Origin of the sequence: Zobellia sp. B3R18 (assembly GCF_018860715.1) — a bacterium.
GTDB lineage: Bacteria > Bacteroidota > Bacteroidia > Flavobacteriales > Flavobacteriaceae > Zobellia > Zobellia russellii.
Genome location: NZ_JAHKQG010000013.1, coordinates 92,719 through 118,188, shown reverse-complemented (window position 1 = coordinate 118,188; position 25,470 = coordinate 92,719). Strand labels below are relative to the sequence as shown.

17 protein-coding genes are annotated in these 25,470 nt (G+C 38.8%); 8 read left to right on the top strand and 9 right to left on the bottom strand.

What is annotated here, in order from left to right:
• Positions 1–9: 9 nt before the first annotated feature.
• Genes KO513_RS15265 through KO513_RS15250 form a run of 4 tightly spaced genes read left to right on the top strand, consistent with a single transcriptional unit; the run spans position 10 to position 6,134 of the window.
• Positions 10–1,461, top strand: coding sequence for a sulfatase family protein (locus KO513_RS15265; RefSeq protein WP_215914136.1), 1,452 nt, complete (start codon positions 10–12; stop codon positions 1,459–1,461).
• A 45-nt stretch (positions 1,462–1,506) separates the two neighbouring features.
• On the top strand, positions 1,507–2,994 hold the full coding sequence (locus tag KO513_RS15260; protein WP_215914135.1) for a sulfatase family protein: 1,488 nt from the start codon (positions 1,507–1,509) through the stop codon (positions 2,992–2,994).
• Between the two features lie 29 nt (positions 2,995–3,023).
• Positions 3,024–4,967, top strand: coding sequence for a cellulase N-terminal Ig-like domain-containing protein (locus KO513_RS19850; protein WP_215914134.1), 1,944 nt, complete (start codon positions 3,024–3,026; stop codon positions 4,965–4,967).
• An 18-nt stretch (positions 4,968–4,985) separates the two neighbouring features.
• A complete protein-coding gene (locus tag KO513_RS15250; protein WP_215914133.1) occupies positions 4,986–6,134 on the top strand; it encodes a lactonase family protein in 1,149 nt (382 codons plus the stop codon).
• 91 nt (positions 6,135–6,225) lie between these two features.
• On the opposite strand, the gene KO513_RS15245 is transcribed toward KO513_RS15250, so the two are convergent.
• From KO513_RS15245 to KO513_RS15205, 9 genes are all read right to left on the bottom strand, one after another.
• Positions 6,226–6,642, bottom strand: a complete 417-nt coding sequence (locus KO513_RS15245; protein WP_215914132.1) for a GreA/GreB family elongation factor — start codon at positions 6,640–6,642, stop codon at positions 6,226–6,228.
• An 11-nt stretch (positions 6,643–6,653) separates the two neighbouring features.
• Positions 6,654–7,946 carry a Glu/Leu/Phe/Val family dehydrogenase gene (locus KO513_RS15240; protein WP_215914131.1) on the bottom strand — a complete coding sequence of 431 codons (1,293 nt, stop codon included), beginning with the start codon at positions 7,944–7,946 and terminating at the stop codon, positions 6,654–6,656.
• Between the two features lie 329 nt (positions 7,947–8,275).
• Positions 8,276–8,644, bottom strand: a complete 369-nt coding sequence (locus tag KO513_RS15235) for a hypothetical protein (protein ID WP_252735868.1) — start codon at positions 8,642–8,644, stop codon at positions 8,276–8,278.
• A gap of 24 nt (positions 8,645–8,668) precedes the next feature.
• Positions 8,669–9,079, bottom strand: a complete 411-nt coding sequence (locus KO513_RS15230; protein WP_215439679.1) for a GreA/GreB family elongation factor — start codon at positions 9,077–9,079, stop codon at positions 8,669–8,671.
• A gap of 195 nt (positions 9,080–9,274) precedes the next feature.
• Complete coding sequence (locus tag KO513_RS15225; RefSeq protein ID WP_215914390.1) at positions 9,275–10,600, bottom strand: sigma-54-dependent transcriptional regulator; 1,326 nt, start codon at positions 10,598–10,600, stop codon at positions 9,275–9,277.
• The gene (locus tag KO513_RS15220) at positions 10,600–11,691 is read right to left on the bottom strand and encodes a sensor histidine kinase (protein ID WP_215914130.1); all 1,092 of its coding nucleotides are present in this window, start codon (positions 11,689–11,691) and stop codon (positions 10,600–10,602) included. Before KO513_RS15220 ends, KO513_RS15225 begins: the two co-directional genes overlap by 1 nt.
• Before the next feature lie 216 nt (positions 11,692–11,907).
• A complete protein-coding gene (locus tag KO513_RS15215) occupies positions 11,908–13,038 on the bottom strand; it encodes a Gfo/Idh/MocA family oxidoreductase (RefSeq protein ID WP_215914129.1) in 1,131 nt (376 codons plus the stop codon).
• Positions 13,039–13,050: 12 nt separating this feature from the next.
• Complete coding sequence (locus tag KO513_RS15210) at positions 13,051–13,908, bottom strand: sugar phosphate isomerase/epimerase family protein (protein ID WP_215914128.1); 858 nt, start codon at positions 13,906–13,908, stop codon at positions 13,051–13,053.
• Positions 13,909–13,926: 18 nt separating this feature from the next.
• Positions 13,927–17,433, bottom strand: a complete 3,507-nt coding sequence (locus KO513_RS15205) for a PVC-type heme-binding CxxCH protein (RefSeq protein ID WP_215914127.1) — start codon at positions 17,431–17,433, stop codon at positions 13,927–13,929.
• A gap of 151 nt (positions 17,434–17,584) precedes the next feature.
• On the opposite strand from KO513_RS15205, the gene KO513_RS15200 reads away from it, so the two are divergent.
• The 4 genes from KO513_RS15200 (at position 17,585) to KO513_RS15185 (ending at position 25,460) form a co-directional block, all read left to right on the top strand.
• The gene (locus KO513_RS15200) at positions 17,585–18,442 is read left to right on the top strand and encodes an AraC family transcriptional regulator (protein ID WP_215914126.1); all 858 of its coding nucleotides are present in this window, start codon (positions 17,585–17,587) and stop codon (positions 18,440–18,442) included.
• 163 nt (positions 18,443–18,605) lie between these two features.
• On the top strand, positions 18,606–21,263 hold the full coding sequence (locus KO513_RS15195; protein WP_215914125.1) for a PAS domain S-box protein: 2,658 nt from the start codon (positions 18,606–18,608) through the stop codon (positions 21,261–21,263).
• A 4-nt stretch (positions 21,264–21,267) separates the two neighbouring features.
• Positions 21,268–21,669 (top strand): response regulator, encoded by a 402-nt coding sequence (locus tag KO513_RS15190; protein WP_215439666.1) that lies wholly within the window; start codon positions 21,268–21,270, stop codon positions 21,667–21,669.
• A 563-nt stretch (positions 21,670–22,232) separates the two neighbouring features.
• Positions 22,233–25,460: a SusC/RagA family TonB-linked outer membrane protein gene (locus KO513_RS15185; RefSeq protein ID WP_215914124.1), complete on the top strand. Its 3,228-nt coding sequence runs from the start codon at positions 22,233–22,235 to the stop codon at positions 25,458–25,460.
• The last annotated feature ends 10 nt before the right edge of the window (positions 25,461–25,470 follow it).

The window sequence follows — 25,470 nt, the reverse complement described above, 5'->3', positions numbered from 1 at the left end:
ACCGTTTACATGTACAACAAATTTATTTTTCTCGCTTTTGCCGCTTTACTTTCTTTTAATTTATCCATCGCCCAAAATCAAAATAAAGAACGCCCCAACGTTGTTCTTGTATTTATAGATGATGAAGGTTACGGAGATGTGGGTGTATATGGAGCCACCGGTTTTGAAACACCTAATATAGACCAACTGGCCGCCAAAGGCACACGTTTTACAAATTACTACGCGGCACAACCCGTCTGTAGTGCCTCACGAGCTGGAATTTTGACCGGATGTTACCCAAATAGAATAGGATTTTCCGGTGCGCTTTTCCCACATCATAAAATAGGTTTGAACAAAGACGAGCTTACCATTGCCGAAATGTTCAAAGAACAGGATTACAAAACCGCCTGTTTTGGAAAATGGCACTTGGGTTGGCAAAAAGAATTTCTACCGCTGCAACACGGTTTTGATGAATTTGTGGGCCTTCCCTACTCCAACGATATGTGGCCACATGACAGTGCAACGGGAGAACACCTTACCGAAGAAAAAAACAGGGCCAAATTTCCAAAGCTTCCCATCATAGAAGGCAACAAAACTATTGCCTACGTTGAAAGTTTAAAAGATCAGGATAAACTAACCACCCTATACACGGAAAAAGCAGTGGATTTTATAGACAAAAATGCCAACGAACCCTTTTTTCTTTATGTACCGCACACCATGGCGCATATTCCGTTAGGGGTTTCCGATAAATTTAGAGGAAAAAGTGAACAAGGCCTTTATGGTGATGTTATGATGGAAATTGACTGGTCTGTGGGAGAAATTGACAAAGCCCTAAAACGAAATGGCGTTGCGGACAACACCATTTTTATTTTTACTACGGATAATGGGCCTTGGTTAAATTTTGGAAATCACGCAGGTTCTTCTGGAGGGCTTAGAGAAGGAAAAACCACAAGCTGGGAAGGTGGGCAACGGGTTCCTTTTATCATTCGCTGGCCAGGGAACACCCCAGAAGGAACGGTTACCCATAAATTGGCATGTGCCGTAGATTTGCTCCCTACTTTCGCCGCGATTACCAACGGAAAATTATCCAGCCATAAAATAGATGGCGTAGATATCTCATCGCTTTGGAAAGGACAATTTTCAGAAACACCTCGTAACACCATATTATACTATCATGGAAAGAACAACTTGAACGGAGTTCGAAAAGGCAATTGGAAACTGTTATTGCCCCACACCTACAGTAGCTATAATACCGAACCCGGCAATGATGGTATAGGAGGAAAAAGAATAAAAACCGTGGTAGAGCAGCCCGAACTCTACAATATGATACGCGATCCAGGGGAAAGATATAACGTAATAGCTTATCACCCAGAAAAAGTAAAGGAACTTATGCTCATTGTAGAAAAGGCCCGTAAAGAATTGGGTGATCTAAACGTAGCTATTGAATACGGAACCGAAAACAGGGAAATAGGCAAATTGTAGAAACATTCACCCATCATTTTTTAGAACAAATAAAATCACAACTATATGAAACTTAACAAACTTATTTGGCTAGCGGCATACCTGCTGCCATTACTCTCCATTGCCCAAGAAAAGAAGCCTAACATTGTTTGGATTTTTTCCGATGATCACTCCTACCAAACTATTGGGGCCTACGGTGGTAGGTTACAAAGCCTAAATCCTACCCCAAATATTGATAAATTGGCGGCAGAAGGGATGCGGTTTGACAAAGCCTATGTTGAAAACTCAATTTGTGCTCCAAGTAGAGCCACCTTATTAACAGGGAAAATGAGCCATCTTCATAAGAAATTGGACAATACCAAGAACACCATTTTTGACCATGACCAACAGCAGTTTCAAAAAATACTGCGTACCAATGGTTACCAAACTGCTATGATCGGAAAAATTCACCTTCCCGGAAAAATGCAAGGTTTTGATTATTGGGAGGTACTACCTGGACAAGGAAAGTATTACAATCCTGACTTTATTACCGAAGAAGGTGATACCAACTACAAGGGTCAATATGTAACCGATGTAATTACGGACCGCGCCCTAAACTGGTTAGAAAACGAACGTGATCAGGACAAACCGTTTATGATGATGGTTCACCATAAGGCCCCACACCGTAACTGGGACCCCGCGGAGCGCTATATGAGCAAATATGAAGATGTGCAAATACCCGAGCCGGACAATTTTTTTGACGATTATGCCACACGCACTACAGCTGCCCACAAACAAGAAATGGATATTGCCACAAGCATGAACACCCATATTGATTTAAAGGCCGAAGGTGATCGCTACGCGAACGACCCAAGGTATAAGGAGCGTTTTGCAAAGTTTGCCCAAGATAATTTAAAAGGTGAAGCCCTTGTTAAATGGAAATACCAGACCTACATGAAAGATTATCTGCGCTGTATCTGGTCTGTTGATGAGAGTGTAGGACAGATAATGAAATCGCTTAAAGAGCAAGGGTTGGATAAAAATACTATTGTCATATACTCCTCGGACCAAGGTTTTTATATGGGAGAACATGGTTGGTTCGATAAGCGTTTCATGTATGAAGAATCGTTCCGAACACCACTTATTGTAAAGTGGCCAGGTACCGTTAAACCGGGAAGCGTAAATACCGATTTAGTGCAGAACATTGATTTTGCAGAGACCTTTCTTGATTTGGCCGATGCACCCATTCCAGATGATATGCAGGGCAAAAGTGTCGTTCCTCTTTTAAAAGGGAAAGCACCTAAGGACTGGCGTAAATCTATGTACTACCACTATTATGAGTATCCTGGAGCACATGCCGTACGCCGTCACGAAGGGATTGCCAACAAACGTTACAAACTCATTCGTTTTTATGGAGAAGATGTTCCTAATGGGGAAGAATGGGAATTTTATGATTTGGAAAAAGACCCTTCGGAAATGAATAACATATTCAACTCATCTACTATGGCAAAGCAAATTTCGGAAATGAAAAAAGAGCTTGCCCAATTAAGGGTTCAATATGCGGTAAACGAGTAAAAATTCCTAATACAAGTAATAAAAGACTGATGAAAAGAATACTGTTAACTGCCTTATTATGTGCCTCTATCTATTGTACCGCACAAGAAACGACCTCTGGTTTAAAAAAGTATGAACCTTATGTCAACCAATTGGGTTATAATTTAGGGGAGTTCAAACGTTTTGTTTGCTATGGCGCTGACAATGGCACTCCGTTTCAATTAATTAACACTGCTACATCCAAAGTTGTTTTTGAAGGCGAAATGCTGAATAATGAAGGGTGGTTTTCAGGTTTTAATCCTACAGGCTCAAATGTAGAATATGTGATTAAAGTTGATGGTCACGGCAGTTCAGTTCCTTTTTTAGTGGCCGATCATCTTATGGAAACGGCTTCTTCAAAACTAGCATACGATTTTTTTGTAGACGCCAGAGGGTTTTCCAATTTGGAAACCTATGATATGGCTGCCGTATACGGTGGTGGTCCAACCCGCGATGGTGGAGCATACGGACTAGAAACTATCTTTGAAATATTACAATACGCCAGTAATCCCGCCCTTTTTGATAATTGGAAAACGGAATTAGATGACAAGAAAGTGGCGGATCTTATAGACCTTATTCTTTGGCATGCCGAATTTGCCTATAAATACGTGGACTATAACGGCCCCGTAAAAACCCGTCACGGTACTTTGGGTTACCAAGGGCAACCGAGAATGACCTATGACTATTGGAATACCTTAGACCAATTGGCTGCGGTTTGTGCGGCCTATCATTCCTTTTTAAAACCGTATCTAGCGGAAGATACCTATCAAAAATACAGAAAAGTCTGTTTGGACAATTGGGAAGCCTATGACCGGCACAAGGTTGTGCGTTTTTGGACGTATAGTACTAAATGGGTAGATGAAGGTTTTCAGGAGTTTAATGAAATGGGCAATGCCTACGGGCAGTCGGTCTTTCGTAATCTGTTCATGTACGAGACCGAAAGACATGAAAAGAACGGTTCTCCTGAAAAGTTCCTAAAATATGCACAATCCGGTGCTTCTGATATTATTAGGAACTGGGACTTTAACAATCCTCGCCATATGTGGTGGATTAGAAATGCCGAACATATTACTCCACAGGCATTGTCTTTCTTTTTATTACTGGCCCCTGATAAAGCCCCTGACGGTACCCAGGAAAAATTGGAAGCTTGGGCCCTACACATGAAACAAAAAAGCAATAATTTCTGGAAATACCGCAAACATAGCGAAACGGAATGGGCACACCCCAAAACCAAGGAATTAGGTGGCGCACCTGCCCTAGGAGGTTCTATGTTCGCTATAGCCCATCTATTGAAAGACCCTGAATTACGAGCATTGGGTTGGGCCCAAACCGATTTTGTTTTTGGAGTAAACCCGGTAGGAACACACCTGAGCAATAAAAGCGAAGCGCGTGTAAAAATTGACGGGTATTGGGATGGAGTTGAAAAAGGTTGGCCCCAATCGCATCCACATGGTTATGGTGAATTAGGCAAAGTTAGAGGTACATTGGATGGTTCCCCTCTGGATAGTCAATTTCCTATTGCAGAAAAAATTGAGGCCATTGAGGGAAAAAACGAAGGACGGGTATTTGGTAAGAATGCCTATGCAACCGAGGGCTGGGGAATTTCTAACAGGGGTTGGCAAGCCACTCTAACCTTTTCAACATTAGGCAGCCATAAACTTAAAGTTTTTGATGGTAATTTTAATAAGGAAATCTCATCTGTAGAACCTGGTCAAACCATTACCATACAACTAAATGCCGCCTTAAATATTGATAGAAATGCCATAGATAAAGGTTGGGTACTCTTGAAACAAGGTGAGAAAGTTGAAAAAATTCAGCTTACGGAAACCGATGTAAATACCGGGAAATTTACTTCTACATTCAAAATACCAAAAAACATACAAGTAAAATTTTTAGAGCTATCTTACGGTTTCTTAGGTTTTGAAAAGAATTTAAAATTAGAAGTAAAGCAGTAAACCAACCTAAATTTTAACATGAAACATTTTTCTAATTATATCGTATTTTTTATCCTCGTAACCACATTGGTATCATGCAAGAACGAACCTAAAAAAACTACGATGGAAGAGGTTGGGCAAGAGGTTGAAAAAAACAATCTGAAGCTATTGGTAGGTACTCACGCAAGTGGAGACGAGCAAGGCATCTATCAATTGGAATTTAATACGGAGACTGGGGAATTGACAAACTCAGAGCATTTGGTAAAAGAGGACAACTCTGGTTATTTATACCTTTCAAAAGATGGTAAAAGAGTATATTCTTCAAACGGAACAAAACCGGGAAGTGTATCTTCATTTGAATGGAACGACAAGGGTACTGAATTGAGCAAAGTCTCTAACTTTTCCAGCGAAGGCGATGGCGCCTGTTACATTGAATTAAGTCCTAATGAAGACTTGCTTGCCGCTGCCAACTATGGCTCTGGAGGTATAGTACTGTACAGCGTGGATCAAGATGGAAAAATAATTGGTGAGCCTACTCCTCGCCAACATGAGGGCAACGGGCCCCACAAAAATCAAAAATCGCCTCACGCACATTGTGTGAAGTTTAGCAAGGATGGAAATTTTCTTTATGCCGTAGATTTAGGAATAGATAAAATATTGGCCTACCCCATTAGTAATAACACACTGGAAAGAGAACATATTGCGCTGCAATTAGACCCAGGAGACGGCCCGCGTCACCTCATCTTTCACCCTACAAAAAACAGGCTTTTCATTATAAACGAATTGTATAGTTCCGTTGTCTCTGCCGATGTTGACCCCAAAACGGGAACATTCAAGAAAATTGATAAGAAAAGTACACTGCCCGAAGATTTTGATGGATTTAATGCGTGTGCCGATATTCACCTAAGCAATGATGGTAAATTCTTGTACGCCAGTAATAGAGGCCATAATAGTATAGCTGTTTTTTCCGTATCGGATAATGGCATGATAAATTTGTTGGGAACGGAATCCGTTCAGGGAGATTGGCCAAGAAACTTTACTTTATCACCGGATAATAATTTTCTACTTGTAGCCAATAGAAAAACAGATAACATTACGGTATTTAAAAGGGATGACAACACTGGGCTTTTATCCTTTACAGGCCATACTGTAGATTTACCACAACCTGTCTGCTTAAAGTTTAGATAGCTTGTCCCCCCTTCTGGACTTTTAAAAAGTAAAAAAATTGCCGTGAATTTACATTGCCAGAAGGAGAGGACCGAATTAGCTATCTATAAAATTATATACTGTCTATATTAATGTACTTATGCTCTTGCTCTACGCGCTCAATTAGCATGCGCTGCTCACCCGCGGGAAAATCCCAAATTAGGGTATCGCCTTGAGCATATCCTATTACGGCCGCACCCATAGGGGTCAAAATGGAAATTCTATTACTGTTCACATCACTTTCCGTGGGTATGACCAGTTTAAACTTTTTACGCCACCCATTTTCAGAAACAATGGTAATAGTAGTGTTAAACCGGATAACATCTTCCGGCATTTCTGCCTCATCATGTATTTGAGCCGATTCTAGTTCACCTACCAGTTTCTCTACAGATCTACGTAAAGTTTTATCCTTATAGTAGCCCGAAAGGTTCATAAACCTTTTCAACAGCACATATTCTTTCTTTTCTATAACCAAGCCGCCGTATTTCATTTCAACTTTTTTTATGGAAAAATTCCTCTTTGCACATAAGTTTCTTCAAGTCTTTCTATTGCTATAATAAATGCCGCCGTACGCATATCAACCTTTCTTTTGGCAGAAGTTTCTATCACTTTGGTGAAAGACTCTTTTAATTTTTTCTCCAGTTTTTCGAGAACTTCTTCCAATTGCCAGATTTCACCGTTTCGGTTTTGCAGCCATTCAAAATAACTTCCAATTACCCCACCGGAATTACAAAGAATATCCGGTAAAATGGTAACTCCTTTTTTCAGCAGAATTTCTTCAGCTTCAACATCGGTAGGTCCGTTTGCACCTTCAGCAATTAGATATGCCTTTATTTTGGGGGCATTGGCCGCAGTAATTACGTTACCCAATGCAGCTGGAATACATATGTCGCAATCCAGACCAAAGAAATCTGCATTTTCCAATTTCTCAGCACTGGCAAAACCCGTAACACTGCCCTTGTTTGCTTGAGTATAAGCTAACAGGTCCTCTACGGAAATGCCATCCTCATTTACTATGCTTCCGTATGCATCCTGTACGGCAACCATTGAGGCCCCTTCTTTCTCAAGAAAATATGCTGCCCAATAGCCTACGTTACCAAAGCCTTGAACAATAAAACGTTTATCCTTTAAATCTATCTTTTTGTTCTCTGCCCAAAACTTAATATTGAGAAAAACCCCGTAACCCGTTGCCCTATCACGACCTTGAGAACCTCCGGCACCTATGGGCTTACCAGTAACTACATGCAGATTGGTAGACCTTTCTGCAGGAGATTTGGTAGACATATAAGTATCTAATATCCAAGCCATGGTTTGCGGATTGGTATTCACATCTGGAGCCGGAATATCCAACTCCGGGCCAATATTATCGCCCAATGCATAGGTAAACCTACGGGTTATACGCTGCAGTTCTTCATTGGAATATTTGGTAGGGTCTAGCTGTATACCACCCTTGGCTCCACCATAAGGCAGACCGGCCAGAGAAGTCTTCCAGGTCATCCACATGGCCAAAGCCCGTGCGGCATCTATATCTACGGTTGGGTGATAACGCAGACCACCTTTGTATGGACCTAAAGAGTTATTGTGTTGTACTCTATAGCCCGTAAATATTTCAACCTCACCGTTATCCATTCTTACAGGAAAATGAACTACAAGTTCGTTATTGGTTACTTCTAATATCTTTCTGATATTATCGTTTAAACCAATGATGTCCGCAGCATTATCAAACTGCCGCATGACATTTGAGAGCATACCTTGCTTTATAGCTTTTTTCTGCTCAGGAGTTTTTACAATCATAGATTTATACTTAAAACAAGACCTTAGTGGTCCTTCTTTTTCTAATTATTTGTTTTGAAAGCGGTTTTCTCCGTGTTAATCGGGTTTTCTTTATTGGCTTTTCATCAAAAAAATGAACATATTCACTGCAAGAACTTATGGAATTCTTATTCGTAGTAATTACACATTTACTCAGGTAACTACATGTACTACAAATACTTCTGCTATACCCATTCATCTTATAATTTGATTGAAAATTTTAAGTATAAAATCTACCCGATATTCCTGAAAATTCAACAAAAACACTCAGGTGCGGACAATCGGGTAGATATAGATAACCAACTATCAAACTAATTCATGACCAATTCACCGGTTGCCAGTGCATTGCTTATATCTGCCGAAACAACGGTGTGGCTTCCAAAGAAACGACCACCATCCTTACGCTTAATTTTTATTTTAGTAGAACCGTCTTTATTACTTTCTACGGAAGTAACTACTACCCTATCTCCTTTTAAAGCTTTGTAATTGGCCAAGCCTCCTCTTTTTATAATAAAATTGGCCCTTGGGAAATCTATATGTTTATAGGCTCTAGTTTTTGGTGTTCCTATTTCAAGGACATCTCCAATTTGAACATCCGAAGTTTGTATTTTAACCTCATCTTGGGCATGTAACAAACTTGCCGAAAACAATAACGCAAATGCAAATTTCTTCATCATCATATATATATTTAAGTTAAACATTATTTATACTTCTACACTTTTGGCCCGCATCTCTTCTACCCTAGTTATTGTTAGAGAAATTCTATCGGCAGGCGGACCGTAGGTTATAATATCGCCCACAGATCGTCCAACGACCAAAGCACCCATAGTGCTCGTGACCGATATTTTTTGATTTGGGATATCCTCATACTTATGAGGTACTAATTGAAAAGTATATTCTATGTTGGATACGCTTGACACGGAAACCATGGAGTTGAGCCTAACCACATCCTGTGGCATATCTGCAGTATCAAAAACTAAAGCCGTTTTTAAATTTATATCCAAAGTTTCCAAAGCATCTTGATGCGTATAGTCAACCAAGTACAGATTGGAATTGAGGTATTTTTTCAATACCGTACAATCGTTCTTTTCCAATACCAGGCTACCGTATTTCATCTGTTTTACTTTTCAATTATACCATCTATAACTGATGGTTTCATCTAAATGCAAAACACATGCCTATCAGAAGAAAATAATTTCAAAAAACATCAAAAACACCTGTAAATCAGTGTTTTAAAATTTTACGCGAATTGATTTTGAATTGAGAAAGTGGGTAATAATTCCCCGATTGGGTAGATTTACCTCAGCTAATTACTTTAATTTTTCACGTAAGGTCTTGCGGTCTATTTGAAGAATTTCTGCCGCTTTGGTCTTGTTTCCTTGAGTATGAAGGAGCACACGCTGTACGTATTCCTTTTCCATTTCGCGCAAGGGTTTGAGCTCATCATCCGGGAAATCTATTTGATATTTTAATCCTTCGGGAAGGTCTTTAAGAGTAATAGTTCCATCGCACATGATTACCGCACGCTGGATAATATTTTCCAACTCCCTAATATTACCGGGCCAGTGATACCGCTTTAGAACCTCTAGAACGTCTGGAGAAATTTTCAATAGTCGGTCTTTGTACTCTACACCATACTTGAACAAAAATTTATCTACGAGCAAGGGAATATCACTTTTTCTATTTCTTAGTGGTGGCACTTCTATCTCTACCACGGTAAGCCTGTAATAAAGATCTTCTCTAAATCTATTTTCTTTAATGTCTATCTGTAGATCGGCATTGGTAGCTGCTATTATCCGGATATCTACTTTCTCACTTTTTCTAGAACCCACTTTTGTAATTTCCCGTTCCTGTAAAGCCCGTAACAGTTTGGTCTGGACCGTAAGTGGCGCAGTACCAATTTCATCCAAGAAAAGAGTACCTCCTTCTGCAGCCTGAAAAAAACCGGTACGGTTATCATTCGCTCCCGTAAAAGCACCTTTAACATAGCCAAAAAGCTCTGCCTCAAGCAAGTTTTCCGGAATAGCTCCACAATTGACCGCCACAAAAGGAGCCTTGTTAAATTTTCCGGAATAATGAATGGCCCGCGCCACCAACTCTTTGCCCGTACCGCTCTCTCCTTTTACCAGTACAGTGGCCTTATTGTCCTTTACCCTCTCTATGACATCCGTAATTTTATGAAAGGCCTCTGATTCGCCTATCATTTCATTATGTATATTTTTATTGGCAAGGGATGTTTTAGGTTTCACCGGTTTGCGACTTTTACCATGTTCAAAAGCCTTGTCTACCGCCTGTCTAAGTTCTTCCTTGGTAAAGGGTTTGGTCAAATAATCCGTAGCTCCGGATTTAATGACCTCTAAAGCCCCATCTACGGAAGGGTAACCCGTAATAACCAGCTTTGGGATTTCTGGATAGTGCTCATCCGTAAATTTCAATAATTGTAACCCATCTACCTCAGGCATTTGAATATCCGTTATTAACAGATCAATAAATGTATCCTTAAGAACATAGAGCGCCTCCTTTACCGAAACCGCCTTATAGGTATGATAATCCATAGACTGAAGATGACGCTGCAGCAGCTCTAAGATATTGATGTCATCGTCTACCAATAAAATGTTCTCTTTTCTAAGCATTATTACAATTTAGGGAAATCCAGAATAAAAATTGTTCCTTTTGGGGTGTTGGGCTTATGTTCAATAGTACCTTTATGACTGCTAATAATTCCGTGAACTACACTGAGGCCAAGCCCAGAACCTTCACCCAATGGCTTGGTAGTGAAAAAAGGTTCGAAAATTTTATCATCGATTTTTGGGTCTATACCTTCTCCCTCATCTGAAATGGAAATTCGTATTTTCTTTCCTTTTTCAACAATGGAAACCTCTACCGTACCTTTTACGGGAGAGTAATATATAGCATTCATCACCAAATTGAACAAAACTTGGGTTATTTGAATCTTATCTGCACGCAAACGAATATCATCCGACCCAAACTTTTTTACTAGTTTAATATTCTTTGAACGCAAGGAGGGTGTCAACAATTTTAGGGTGCTCTCTATAATGGGGTTTAGCTCTAATGGTTGCATTTCCCTTGGCATCTCGCAAGCAAAAAACATTAATTTTTTTACTATTTCCCTACTAAATATAGTGTTCTCTACAATTTTATCCAGATCACGTAACGCACCTGCATCCTTTACCCTATCCTTCAGAAGCTCTGTAAAGCCCAAAATATTGGCCAAAGGAGTATTAAGTTCATGGGCAATTCCCGCAGTTATCTCGCCTAGAATATGAAGTCTGTCGGTTCGTTCCATTTGGCGTTTTACTTCGGCCTCACTATCTCGTATTTGCTTTCTTTCCAACAAGTTTCCTATGGCAATGGCCACGTTATTGAGCAGGTCTTTTTCTTCCTCTAAAAAATCCGCATAAAAATACCGGTCCTCCGGATATCCTACATTTATATATCCGCTAACCTTATTAAAAACTTTTATATCAGAATGCATCAAGGTCATAGTATCCCTATAACCCTCCGTTTCAATAAGGTAATCCCCCAGACTTAAATGAACTTCGCTTACCTCATCAAACTGCCATGCATTTTTCAAGCAATAAACAATAGCCTCCAGCGAAGTTTCCAGTTGGTCAAAGTCCGTATTACCAATGATAGAAGTTACCTCATAGAGGCATGTCAGTTCTTTTATCCGTTCTTTTAACTTGTCTTTAACCGTAGTAGCCATAATCGCAAAATAATCTATTTACAAAGATCATATTTATAAGACACTTCTGTCCATTTTTTTAAAATTCTTATCCGAAATACATAAACACCAATTTACATAAATCTAATAATCTTATTTAAACACATGGTCTTAAACTTAGAATCTCAGACAAACAAAAAAGTTGAGACCGTACAGATGGGGGCGGTCTCAACTAAAAAACAAATTGGTTGTTGGTGTTTACTCTTCAAATGTAAAATTAGGCAGTTTCATAAGCTCGCCTCCTTTTAAGGCGGACTCATGGGCCAGTATGCCTACACAAGTAATATTGGCCGATTGTCTTGCATTGGGGTAAGGCGACTTCCATTCGGTCAACGCATTTATGAACTCATGTACCAAATGCGGATGTGAACCTCCATGGCCCGCACCCTGGGTAAAGCTAAGATGCTGATGTTCTTCCGAGTCATAAACACCTTGTGTGGTAAAATGCTGAATTTCCTTTGGTAACAACTTTGCAAAATCCGGACTTTGAATTTCTTCGGGAATTTCGGGCTCCGGTTTTTTAGCGGTATGAACCACCAAAGGTTTTCCTTCGATAAGCGGCCACTCTACGGATTTTTTTGAGCCGTACACTTCAAAACTCTCTCTGTATTGTCTGGCCACATCAAAAAGGGAACGGTACACCTGAGCGCTCAAATCTGAATTTCTGAATTTGATATGGGTTGTTTCTACCGCAAACGGCGAGTTGTAATGTGGTATTAATTCTTCTCTGATTGTACCGGAGCCAAAACACGATACATATTCGGCCTCACCCCTTGTGAGTGCCAAAACAGGACCCACGCAATGTGTTGCATAGTGCATTGGAGGTAAACCGGGCCAATAATTGGGCCAACCGTCCATATCTTGCTGATGACTTGCTTTTAAGAACTGTACCTTACCTAAATCGCCATTTTCATAAAGCTCTTTCATATACAAGAACTCTCGGGCGTACACTACGGTTTCCATCATCATATAGGTAAGACCACTTTCTTCTGTCAGGCGAACAATTTCCTCGCATTCCTCAATTGTAGTGGCCATGGGTACGGTACAGGCTACATGTTTCCCTGCTTTTAGGGCCAAGATAGATTGCCTGCCATGGTCAGGAATGGGTGTGTTGATATGAACCGCATCAATCTCCGAATCGCTCAAAAGTTCTTCATAAGAAGTATACCTTTTTTCGATGTGAAATGTATCTGCCAACTGATTAAGTTTTGCTTCATTTCGTTGGCATAAAGCAACAAGATTGGCATTGGGGTGTTTTTGATAGATAGGAATGAATTCGGCCCCAAAACCAAGTCCGATAAGGGCTATGTTTATTTTTTGTGTACTCATACTAATGTTATTTTATGCAAATGTTTTCTTTAAAAATTGAATGCCCTCAGAGGCAAATTGGTCCTGATTATCAGCAAGAGTTTTCCATATACAGACCGCTCCGGCAAGTTCCTCTATTTCTGGCGTAAAACTTTCTATGACCATAGACCCTTTGTAATCAATATCTTCCAATCCTTTCCTAAAATCCGACCATGGAGTGAGTCCCGTTCCTGGAATACCCCGGTGATTTTCCGATACCTGAACATGTATTAATTTATCACCAACTAATTGTATGGCTTCTCTAATATTCTGTTCTTCTATGGTCATATGAAATCCGTCTAACAAAACCTTAGCATTTGGCCGATTAATATCATTTATTAATCGCATTACATCCTTTGACGTATTTATCAAATCGGATTCAAACCTATTTAAAGGTTCTAAGGCTACGGACAACCCATTTGCTTTAGCCATTTCACAGACACGTTGCAAATTGTTTACTGCCCTATCCCACTCTATTTTACGTTGTTCTTGGGAGACCATACGTGCCTTACCCACCGCCGAATACATTGGCCCTGCCAAAAACTCCGTTTCCAATAAGTTACAAAGCTCAAAGCAATCAGTTACGTACGTGAAACAATTCTCATGTAAAGCAACATCATCTGATGTTAAATCTTTTGTAGGTCCAAATGCACCGCAGACCGTTGCCTTAAGTCCGTTATCATCCAACGCTTTTTTCACCAGTTTTCCATCTATTTTAGAAGGAATCTCAACAGGTATCTCCACTACATCAAAACCCATTTCTTTTATTTTAGGAAAGAGGGTTATTGATTCCGAAGTAAAAGGCGATTGCCACAACCAAGTACTTACCCCAAATTCTATGCTATTGTTCACGTATTTATTTTTAAGAAATTATAAGTTAGGGACTACCTTCATAATGCCTTTCATAATGCGCCAATGCCCCGGAAATGTGCATATAAAGGGATATTCACCAGGTTCGTTTGGAGCGATAAATTTTAAGGTGACCGTCTGTTCTGGGTCAACTAGCGCAGTCGCAAAAAGCACTTCGTCCATTTTAGGCACATAATTCTGTTTGGCTCCGTTAGGGTCTGCAGCAAGTTTGTCCGAAGCCAATCCTACTTTCTCCATCGCCCCCTGTTTTACGATTACCAAGTTATGCTGCATAAAATCTATGTTTTCCAATACTAGTTCTACGGATTCTCCGGCCGGCACTATAAATTCCGACAGGTCATATTTCATTTCATTCTTGACCGTGCGCATCCGTACCACCAATCGCTTCCCGTTTTCTGAAGAATTATTTTCTACATCATCAATCTTATCACGATAGGCTTCGGCAAAAACTTGGGCTATACTGGAATTCGTGAACACCTCATCTGTACTCTTAAGCAGATTTTTTTCAACTTCGTACCTCCATTCTCCGGAGAGCGATATTTTGTTGTTTCCGTATTGCAAAAACATTTTATTTTCATCGCCATAAATTCCACCGCCACCTCCGGTATCTTCTACACGAATGGATACGCGGTTCACACCTTTTTTTAAGATGCCTTTGGGTACTTTATATACACGGTCCTTATCATAGCTCTGTTCGGTAGCCCCAACTTTAAGTCCGTTTATATATACCACATCAGAATCGTCTATTGGGCCTAGAGAAATGGTTCCCGAAAGGTTTGATACATCCTTGGAAATACTAAATTGTTTACTGAACCATACGATACCATCTATTTCAAGTCCAGCGTCTTCTATAAATTGCGGAAGCTCCATAGTTTCCCAATTAGAATCATCATAGTTTACATCAAATCGGTCTAGTTGTTCAATATTAGCATCCACCACCGGTTTAACCATTTCTATATGTTGCATAAACCCTTTAGGGTGCACACTGGCAGCAGCGTAGAGTGCTTTTGAAAGCCAAATATCGTCTACGATTTCTTGGGCACTACTCATTCCATACAACATACTGCCAATTTCCTTGGAGCTTGGTCTTTCGGAAAAATAGAGCAATGCCGCCAAACGAACTTTGGGATTTTCATCATTCAAAAGGTCTTCTTTCAAAATAGCCTTATCTGTACGGACAGATTTAGGCGCTATTTGTATAGCCGCCCTTCGTACCGATGGAGCGGGGTGCCCAAGAGCATCCATAATTACATTATATGTTTCAGGGTTGGATTCCAAAGTACCTAACCCTTCCAAAGTCCAAAGGGCATGCAAAGCCGCTGGATTCATTCCTAGCTCATCTACTTCTGTTTTGGAAACCAGATTAACAAGGGATTTTACCACATCACGGTCTGCACGTTCTACCAATAAGCGTTGTGCGGTCATTCGCCAGAACATATTGCTATGAGAAAGAGCCCTTACCAGTTCTTCCGGTTTGTCCTTATCCAAAGTCATTTTTTGTTTGCTCTTGCTATTTTTTGAAACGACTCTATAAATACGGCCTCTGGACTTATCCCTAAGTGGATTTTCATACGCATTTCCTTTTCCGTTTACCGCATCGTAACCGCCTCTTTCTTCATTAGGTGTTGGGTTATGCTGAATAATAAAATTGTACCAGTCCAAAACCCATACGGCTCCGTCCGGACCAACCTTTGCTTCTACAGGAGATACCCATTCATCTGAACTGGCCAAAAGGTTTCCACCATCGGTTTCTTCATAGCCGGCCCCTTTTTCATGTATTCTGGCCATGTGGACCAGACCACCGGTAGGTTCGCAGACAAACGCAATCTTATTAAAAAACGATTTTGGAAAATCCCGTGCTGTATAAAAGTGATGTCCTGCAGCAGCGGTGAACCCTCCAAAGACATCTACCTGTCTAATGTTTTTAGTTATGGGCCGTATATCATAATGACCATCTATTTTAACGCTTCCATTTAGCGGAATACCTTCTACGCCTTTTAAGTTTTTATCCGGAATACCTAAATACACACTATGCGTATTGTTTGCTGTAGAAGCAAAAAGAGCGTTGTCCTCGGTAATACCCAACCCCCAGGTATTATTACTGGTCCTTGTTAAAAACTCAAATGTTTTCTTTTTAGGTGCAAAGCGATACATTCCCTGAGAAAACTGATGTTCCTCACCATATATTGAACCCTTAAACCCTGAATAACCTACCACTCCATATATCTTATTATCAATTCCGTTTTGAAGGTTAGAAGGGCCTGCATGCGTATCAAAAGTGCCCCATCCATCAATTATAATTTCCCTTATATCAGCTTTATCATCGCCATCAGCATCTTTTAAAAACAAAAAATGGGGCGCTTGGGAAACTATTATTCCGCCATTATAAAAAGTAAAACTAGTGGGTATATTCAGCTTATCCGCAAAAACGATAACCTTATCCGCACGACCATCACCATTGGTATCTTCCAGAATTTTTATTCGATCATCTCCTTCTCCTTTATCATCACGAACAGTGTTTGGGTAATCTACAGTTTCGATAACCCAAAGCCTTCCTTTCTCGTCCCAATTTGCCGCTATGGGATTTACAATATCAGGCTCAGAAGCAAACAACTGAAGTTCAAAACCTGGCGGAACTTGAATAAGTTTTGCAGATTCTTCAGGCGCGAGCGGCAGTTGGTATTTTAGTGGAGGGTCTCGTTTCTCATAATTGGGAATATTATCTCTTTCCTCATATTTCAATTCCGGTATTTCTTTTACAAATGCGGCCCAATTCTGTTTGGCCCGATTACTTACCGCCCAAAGAATTCCTTCCTTTAAAAGCTTATGGAATTTAGGATTCTCCCAAGTGCGTTCATCATGGCCAAGGGCCGTATAAAAAATCTTTCCTTCTCCATACTCCTTTACCCAGGTATACGGTTCACGTTGGTTGCCTTCTACACGCTCCATTAAAACGGTAATGTCTTTGGCTATTTTATCATGAACATAAGTTTCATCCCAAGTTTCAAATTCCTCAGTATTTTTAATAGCTGGATGAGTAGAATCTATAACGGTTGCCGTAAATGTTCCCGTCTCGTGTGTAGCGAACTGCGCACCTACCAAATCTATATATTCCTCTGAATTTTTAAAACAAAAACTTGCCGAATGAATAGGTATAAATCCTTTGCCTTGTTCCACAAAATCTAACAAGGCCTCTTCTTGATCGGCAGTAATCTGTTCATGATTGGCATAGATAATTAGACCATCATAAAGACTCAAGTTTTGAGTATTAATATCGCCTACATCTTCCGTATACGTAATGTTGATTGCATCTTTGGCCAATGCCGAAGCTAAAATAGGCATATAGGCCCTGGAATTATGATTATCCTTATCATGGCCCAAAAACAGTAATTCCAATCGTCTAGGCTTATCATCCAATAGATTTTTTTCTTCACTTTTAATCTGGCAAGAAATCATTAAAAGACTCAATGCCAGAAAGCTAAAAAACAATTTTATCTCAGTTTTCATAATGTTGGATATAAGTACACCCCAATTTTATGAAATAAATGAAGGTATGGTAGACTGTCTATTGTCAGATGCCGACTGTATTATGTCATCATATGTATATATATCACATTTTAGTGATAAATTAGTATCTATAACATCATAAATACGTTTTATGAAAACTGCCCTAAAAAAATCTCCAATACCTAAAACACATGCTTTTGTGGTACAACAACTTAACCAACCTATTTTTGACCCTAATTGGCATTTTCATCCAGAATACCAATTATTTATGGTCTTAAAAGGGCAAGGTACCCGCTTTATTGGGGATCATGTAAAACAATTCTATGTGGGTGATATAACATTTACAGGACCAAACCTTCCCCACCTGTGGAAAAGTGATACGGAAGACTCCGGAAAAAGAGCCGAAGGTATTGTGGTTTATTTTGATTACGATTTTATAGGCGAATCCTTGTTGCAAAAAGAAGAGTACATTAGACTAAGACATCTCTTTAAAAAGAGTTTACGTGGTTTTGATGTGATTGGAAAAACTGCGACTATAGTTGGAAAGAAACTAAAGGAACTACCCAATTTACAAGGTTTTGATGCCGTTTTAGGATTACTCCAAATTTTAAACCTTCTTTCCAAGACCGAAGATTTAAAAGTTTTGGCAAGTTCTGGATATACCAATACTCTAAGAGAAGGTGATACAGAGCGTATGAACATGGTTTATGCCCATGTAATGAAACATTTTACCCGTAAAATTCCAATAACGGAGATGGCCGGACTAACCAATATGACCACATCATCTTTTAGCAGGTATTTTAAGACCCATGCCAATAAAACATTTTCGGAATTTGTAAGCGAAATTCGTATCGGACACGCATGCAAGCTACTTATTGATAAGAAAATGAACGCCTCACAAGCATGTTACCAAAGCGGGTTTAGAACATTGTCTAACTTTAACAGACAATTTAAAGCTGCAACCAACTGTACGCCCACTGCCTATAAAGAAAGCTATAAAATGAAATAAGTTTAAAATAGCACTCACTTTACTTCACATTACAGTACCAATACCTCCTTACAGGACATTTATTTCAGCTCCTACATCCGTTTAGTTAAAAAAATATAAAACCCTTCAAAACATCAGTAAATAATTCTTATCTTGAAAGTATATTCCTATAAACTGACCAAGTTTGAAACAAGCAACCAAAAAATCAAAAAAAAATATACCCTACCACGAAATTTTTGTTGAACAAGCACCCACTGCTATTGCGATGTTGGACAAGAATATGCGTTTCCTTGCCGTCTCCAATTGCTGGATCAAAGAATATAAACTAGAGGGAATTGAAATTATAGGTAGGTGTTACTTTGATATTTTCCCACATTTGAGCGAGGATTCTAAAGACTTGTACCAACAGTGTCTAAAAAATGCCATTAACATATACGATGAAACACCATTTACACGAAAAGATGGTACCGTACAATGGCTGTATTGGGATATACACCCTTGGTATGAATCAAAAAACCAAGTAGGAGGTCTCTTTATTCATACTATTGATATTACTCCCAATAAAGAGAGTGAATTAAAAGTAGCTAGGACACTAGATATTTTTACGCAAACAAAAGAGGTTGCAAAAATAGGGACTTGGGAAATTAGTATAGCTACAAAAAAAGTTTTCTGGAGTAGAATAACCAGAGAAATACATGAAGTTTTACCGGGGTACCAACCTGTTTTAGAAGAGGCTATCAGCTTTTTTGAAGAGAAAAAAAGCCGTCCTATCCTAAGGGCCAAAGTTAACGATGTTATTGAAAACGGTGTACCATTTGACTTTGATTTTGAATTAATTACTGCTAAAAACAACCTCCGTTGGGTACGGGTCATAGGTAAACCCGAAATCATAAATGGAAAAATCATTAATGTCATTGGCCTAGTTCAGGATATAAGTGACGTAAAATTCTCTAAACTACAGCTGAACATTGCCCATGCACAATTGAGAGCTATTTACAACTCGGAATCTATTTCTATATTTTCAACAGACAGTAACGGTATTATAAATCATTTTAATAAAGGAGCCGAAAAACTTCTAGGCTATAGGGAAGAAGAAATGAAAGGCAAAAGAGAGCCAACTCATTTTCTGTTTCCAGAAGAGGTAAATCAATTTAGAAAAGATCTTGCCGTTATTTACAAAAAGAACCCTGATGAATTCAGCCATTATAAAGATTTAGAGTATGAAAACGTAAACGATACTAGGGAGTGGAGGTATATCCGTAAAGATGGCCATGTAGTACCCGTTCAATGCACAGTATCCTCAGTTAAAAATGATAAGGGAAAAAATACTGGCTTTATTGTAGTTTCAACAGACATATCCGATTTAAAGAAATATCAAAACGAACTTCTCGCCAAAAATCAGTTGCTCAATTTTGCCGAACAAATGACCTTAATGGGACATTGGCGGCGTAATTTTATTACGAACAAGGCGTATTGGTCCAAAAGTTTACATAGAATTTTTGAAAGCGATAAAGATATCTCAGATTTTGATCAAAAAGAATTTGAAAGTCTCATACATCCTGATGATAGACAAATGATTTTCGATCATATGGAAGAAACATTGAAAACAAAATTGTTCAAGAGTTTCTCACATAGAATTATTACCCCTTCTGGAAAAATTAAAACCATTCATGTAATGGGTAAGGTTATAACTAATGAAAAAGATGAAATTTTAGAGGTTATTGGTACAACTCAAGATGTAACCGAACTTAAAATGGCCGAAAAGAAATTTAAAGGCCTGTTAGAGTCCGCACCGGATGCCATGATAATAATAGATGAGGAGGGCTCCATTCAACTCGTCAATAAACAAACTGAAAGTTTGTTTCAATATTCATCTAAAGAATTGGTAAACGCTTCCGTAGAACCTTTAATACCGTGTATTCTTGCATCTGTTAAAGCAGCTAAATTTTCGGTAAATAATAACACAAGACAAGTTGGTATCATAGAAGAGCTTTTTGCGATACACAAAACGGGTAAAAAAATACCTATTCAGATAAATATGGCTCCATTACAGTGGGAGGATGGAATTTTAGTGTCTTTGGCCATACGGGACATTACCAAGCAAAAAGCAGCGGAAAGGAAGCTCATTAAAGCAAAAGAGAACCTTGAGGGGTTTGCAAAAAAATTAACGGAGCAAAACAAACAACTTGCAGATTTCACCCATATTACTTCACACAACTTACGCTCGCCAGTAAGTAACCTTAATTCACTTTTAGATATCTATAAAACCACGGATAGTGAAACCCTACGTTCAAGTTTATTTGAAAAATTTGAAACAGTAATAAATCACCTCACTTTAACACTAAATACACTAGTTGAAGCGTTAAAAACAAAAAGCGAACCTTCTAGTGAAGATATTCAAGATATTTTATTTGAAGACATGCTGAATATAACTAAAGATGTTTTGGCCGGTCAAATTCTAAAATCGGGTATTACCATTACATCCAATTTCACAAAATGTCCTAAAATTGAATATCACAGAATCTATTTAGAAAGTATTTTTTTAAACCTGATAAGCAATGCTATAAAGTATAGGTCTGAAAAACGAAAACCAGAAATAGAAATAGAATCAATGTACCTAGATGGTAAAATAATGCTGAAATTTAAAGATAATGGCCTAGGTATAGACTTGGAACAGCACGGACATAAATTATTTGGCCTAAATAAAGTTTTCCATAGGCATCCGGACGCTAAAGGTGTTGGTTTATTTTTAACCAAATCTCAAATAGAGGCTATGGGCGGTACTATTTATGCAACCAGCAAAGTAGATCAGGGTACTACTTTTACTATAAATTTTAATTGACAGAATGAAAAATGCACCTAAAATCTGTATTATAGATGACGATTACATTTACCGCTATACAGTGGTTAAAAAAATGGAAACCATGCACTTGTCCGTAAGCACACTGGCTTTTGAAGATGGGGAGATGGCTTTGTCGTTTATACAGGAAAACCTTGATACAAACTCGGAGCTGCCCGATGTTATATTTTTGGATATAGATATGCCGGTTATGGACGGTTTTCAGTTTTTAAAAGAATATTCAAAAATTGAAAATCAGTTAAAGAAGAAAATCAACATATACATGATATCTTCCTCCCTAGACCCCGTAGACATTGATAGAGCTCAACGCATAAACTCTATACTGGACTATTTTGTAAAACCCATTAAGACAGAACAATTAGAATCTGTGTTTTTAAGTCTAAAATAAAACCTCTTCATTTTAGACCTGCCCTAGCAACTTTATTTTTCTATCCCATTAAGACCTATTGAGTATTACTCGCAGGTTCCAGTAATATAGCATATCTACATTGGAATAAATATTGTGTGGTATCCCCCTGCATAACAGAGCCTTGCTTTAAGTGACTCTTTATATTTTATAAAATCATCAGTACTTCTTTTCAAGATTCAACTGATAATCATTCTGTTGAGTTTCTTCCCACAATTGGGACTTTCTTCATTACAAACTCAATTTTTGCGCATTTTTGGCAACAAAACCTTAAAAATGGTAAAATAGTGCAATAGCCAGTTAAATTTCGCAAATATCCCCCCTCCTTTTTATGGTTCTTTTGTAAAAACTAAATGAATATTATCATTTTCATATACCAACCATACTAATATGACCCTAACAGAAAACTTAAAATAACGCGATATAACTGACCAAAAAAAAAGAAGAGTGCACCAACACCCTCCTTCGGAATTTCATGCTAGGCATGAAGTAAAGTAATACCCCATTGACCCTGGGGCATGTTTAACTCTAACTAATTCAAATTTATGAAAATTAAATGGTTCACTGATGCGGGTTGCCCAGGCAGCTCCATCAAAAGATTATTCGTTCTTAAGTTCGTGATAATCTTAGCTGTAACGATTCCGATTGAATCACACGCATCTTCAACATTTGCGGAATCGACCTTAGAAAACGACCTCACCACCAATCCCGTTCAACGTACCGTAACCGGTACTGTTTCTGATGCAATGGGGCCATTGGCTGGTGTAACTATCCTAATTAAAGGAAGTACTAAAGGTACTTCTACAGATTTTGACGGTAATTATAGTATTGAAGTAGATGAGGAAGCTACCCTTGTATACTCATATATAGGGTATTCTTCAAAAGAAATGCAAGTAGGTAGCCAAACTGAAATTAACGTTACATTAGAAGAAGATGCGGCCAAACTTGAAGAGGTGGTTGTATTGGGGTATTCAACCAAGAAAAAAGGAGAAGTAACTGGATCGGTAAGTACTATTGATAACAAAGCAATTGAGCAATCTTCAAGTAAAGATGTAGCTAAATCTTTAGCTGGTAGGGCTTCTGGGTTAATCATTAGTGACCGTGGTGGTGTACCAGGTGCAGGTAATGGCGGGGGTGGTAATACAGATGATGATGCCACAACAATTTTGATTAGAGGTAAATCTACCCTTGGAAACAACAGTCCTTTAATTCTTATAGACGGTGTTCCCTCAGGTTCATTCTCTCAATTGGCACCACAAGATATTGCATCACTTACCGTACTTAAAGACGGTGCTGCTGCAATTTATGGTTCTAGAGCAGCCAACGGGGTAATTTTGGTAACTACAAAAAGAGGTAAATCCGGCAAACCGAAAATCAATTTCTCTCATGCTTACAACGTTTCATCTTTTACCAAACGGCCAGAATTGATGAATGTAAACCAGTTTGCAACCTACGAGAATGAAATAAATGCAAGAGTTAATGGTGCTGATGCTGATCCTGTATTTACATCTCAGGATATTGCTGGTTTTCCAAATACTGATTGGGCCGATGAGGTATTGGCAAAGACTTCTCCTGAATCTAGAACATCTCTTTCTGTTTCTGGAGGCGCCGAAAAAGCAAAGTACTTCGTAAGTGGTGATTTTATAGACCAAAAAGGTTTATATAAATCAGGTGCTTTAGGTTTTAAGCAATACCAACTTCGTTCTAATATTGATGTAGATCTAACAGATAGCTTTAAATTAGGAGTGGATTTAGCTACACGTTTTGGTAAAAGGACTGCTCCAGGTGTTAGCGCCAATGGTATTTATAAATTAATTTTTGCCTTGCCGCCAAATGAAATTGCAAGATATCCCAATGGTCTTCCTGCACGAGGGGGTGATGAAGGCAATCCTATTTTAACCTCTAGCAATGCCTCTGGGTTTGATAATATCTTTACAAATACCATAACAGGTCGTTTCACAGTAGATTGGAACCTGGGAAAGGTGATAAAAGGTTTAAGTATAAAAGGGTTTACAGGATTTAGAAAAATAGAGAACAATAGAAAGACTTGGTATTCTCCTTGGACATTTTATGCACAATCTGATGATGGAACTTTTGAGCCAAGAATTGGATCTAATCAGCAAGGAACAGAACGTATCTTGACCGAGAGATTTGATAAATTTGATGAACAAATCTATAATGCACGTTTACATTACGATAACACTTTTGGCGACCACTCCGTAAGTACCTTTGTGGGAATGGAAAGGCTAAATAATGCTTCAAATGATTTCTTTGCAACTAAAGTTGGTGGATTTCCCGATGCCAGAAGAGGAGAATTGTTTCAAGGTAATAATGATGATAGACAGTCTTCGGGCGGAACTAGTTCTGAGTTTAAAAGACAGGATTTCTTTGGATCGTTATCGTATGATTTTAAGAAAAAATATTTCATTGACTTTACAATGCGATATGATGGATCCAGTAGATTTGGTGAAGGCAATCGTTATGGAACATTTCCAAGTGCTGCGGCCTCATGGGCAATAGATAAAGAGAGTTTTTTAGATAATGTAGCTTGGATCGATGGTTTAAAACTTAGGGCTTCTTTGTCAAAAATGGGTAACGATCGTATTGGTGCCAACCAATTTCTTTCCTTGTTTGATCTTGGAACAAGTACAAATAATACAAATAATCCATTAGGCACAAGATTTCCGAATTATTATGTATTGGGAGAAGGCGGTGAAAATTTTTCTAACACCTATAATCTTGCTAGGCTAGCAAACCCCGATGTTACTTGGGAGACTGCGCAGCTATGGAACATTGGTTTAAACTTTTCATTGTTCGATAATAAATTATCAGGTGACCTCAACTACTACGAACAAGATAGATCAGATATTTTAGTAAATAGATCAGGGGCTATTCCTGGGTTCATAGGATTACAGAATAGTCAAATTCCGGCTGAAAACATAGGTGAGACCAGAAGCTGGGGTTACGAATTTGAATTGGCTTGGAATGACCAAGTAAACGATAACTTCTCTTATAATTTAGGAGTCAATTTCACAAATGCTCGTAACGAAGTAGTTTCATTACCTGAGGGTGAAAATATCCTAGATTCCCAAAAGCAAGCTGGTAAACCAATAGACTCCTATAATAATGTTTTCCCGACCAATGGAATCTTTAAAGACCAAGCCCAAGTTGATGCTACTGCTATTAAAAGAGAAGGTACTGTACCGGGAGAACCAATTTACGTAGACGTAAATGATGATGGTGTTGTTGATGGAAATGATTTTATTAGAACATCAACTTCAAACATCCCACAAGTACAATACGGTATATATGGGGGCTTCAATTACAAATCTTTTGGTTTTAATTTCTTGTTCCAAGGACAAGCTGAAGCAGAAACGTTGGTATTCTTTGATCAATCAGGTGCAAAACCAGAATTTGTATTCAATGAAAGATGGACGCCAAACAATACAAACTCTATCTACCCAAGAGCGTTTGCGCAAGGAGATGCTATAAGTGGAGGGCAAATAGACGGAACTGATGGTTTTGCTGACATTTACTATTTTGACGCCTCTTTTGTGCGCCTTAAAGAAGTGGAGCTTTCGTACACTTTAAAAAGCGATGTTATCAAATTTGCTGATGTTCGCCTGTTTGCCAGAGGGTTTAACCTAGCCACTTTCTTCTCAGATATCTGGGACTTGGGCCTTGACCCTGAAGCTACAGGGTATAACAATTTTAGAGGAGCACAATATACTCCCCTAAAAACATATACTTTGGGTGTTAATTTTAGTTTCTAAAAAAAGAATT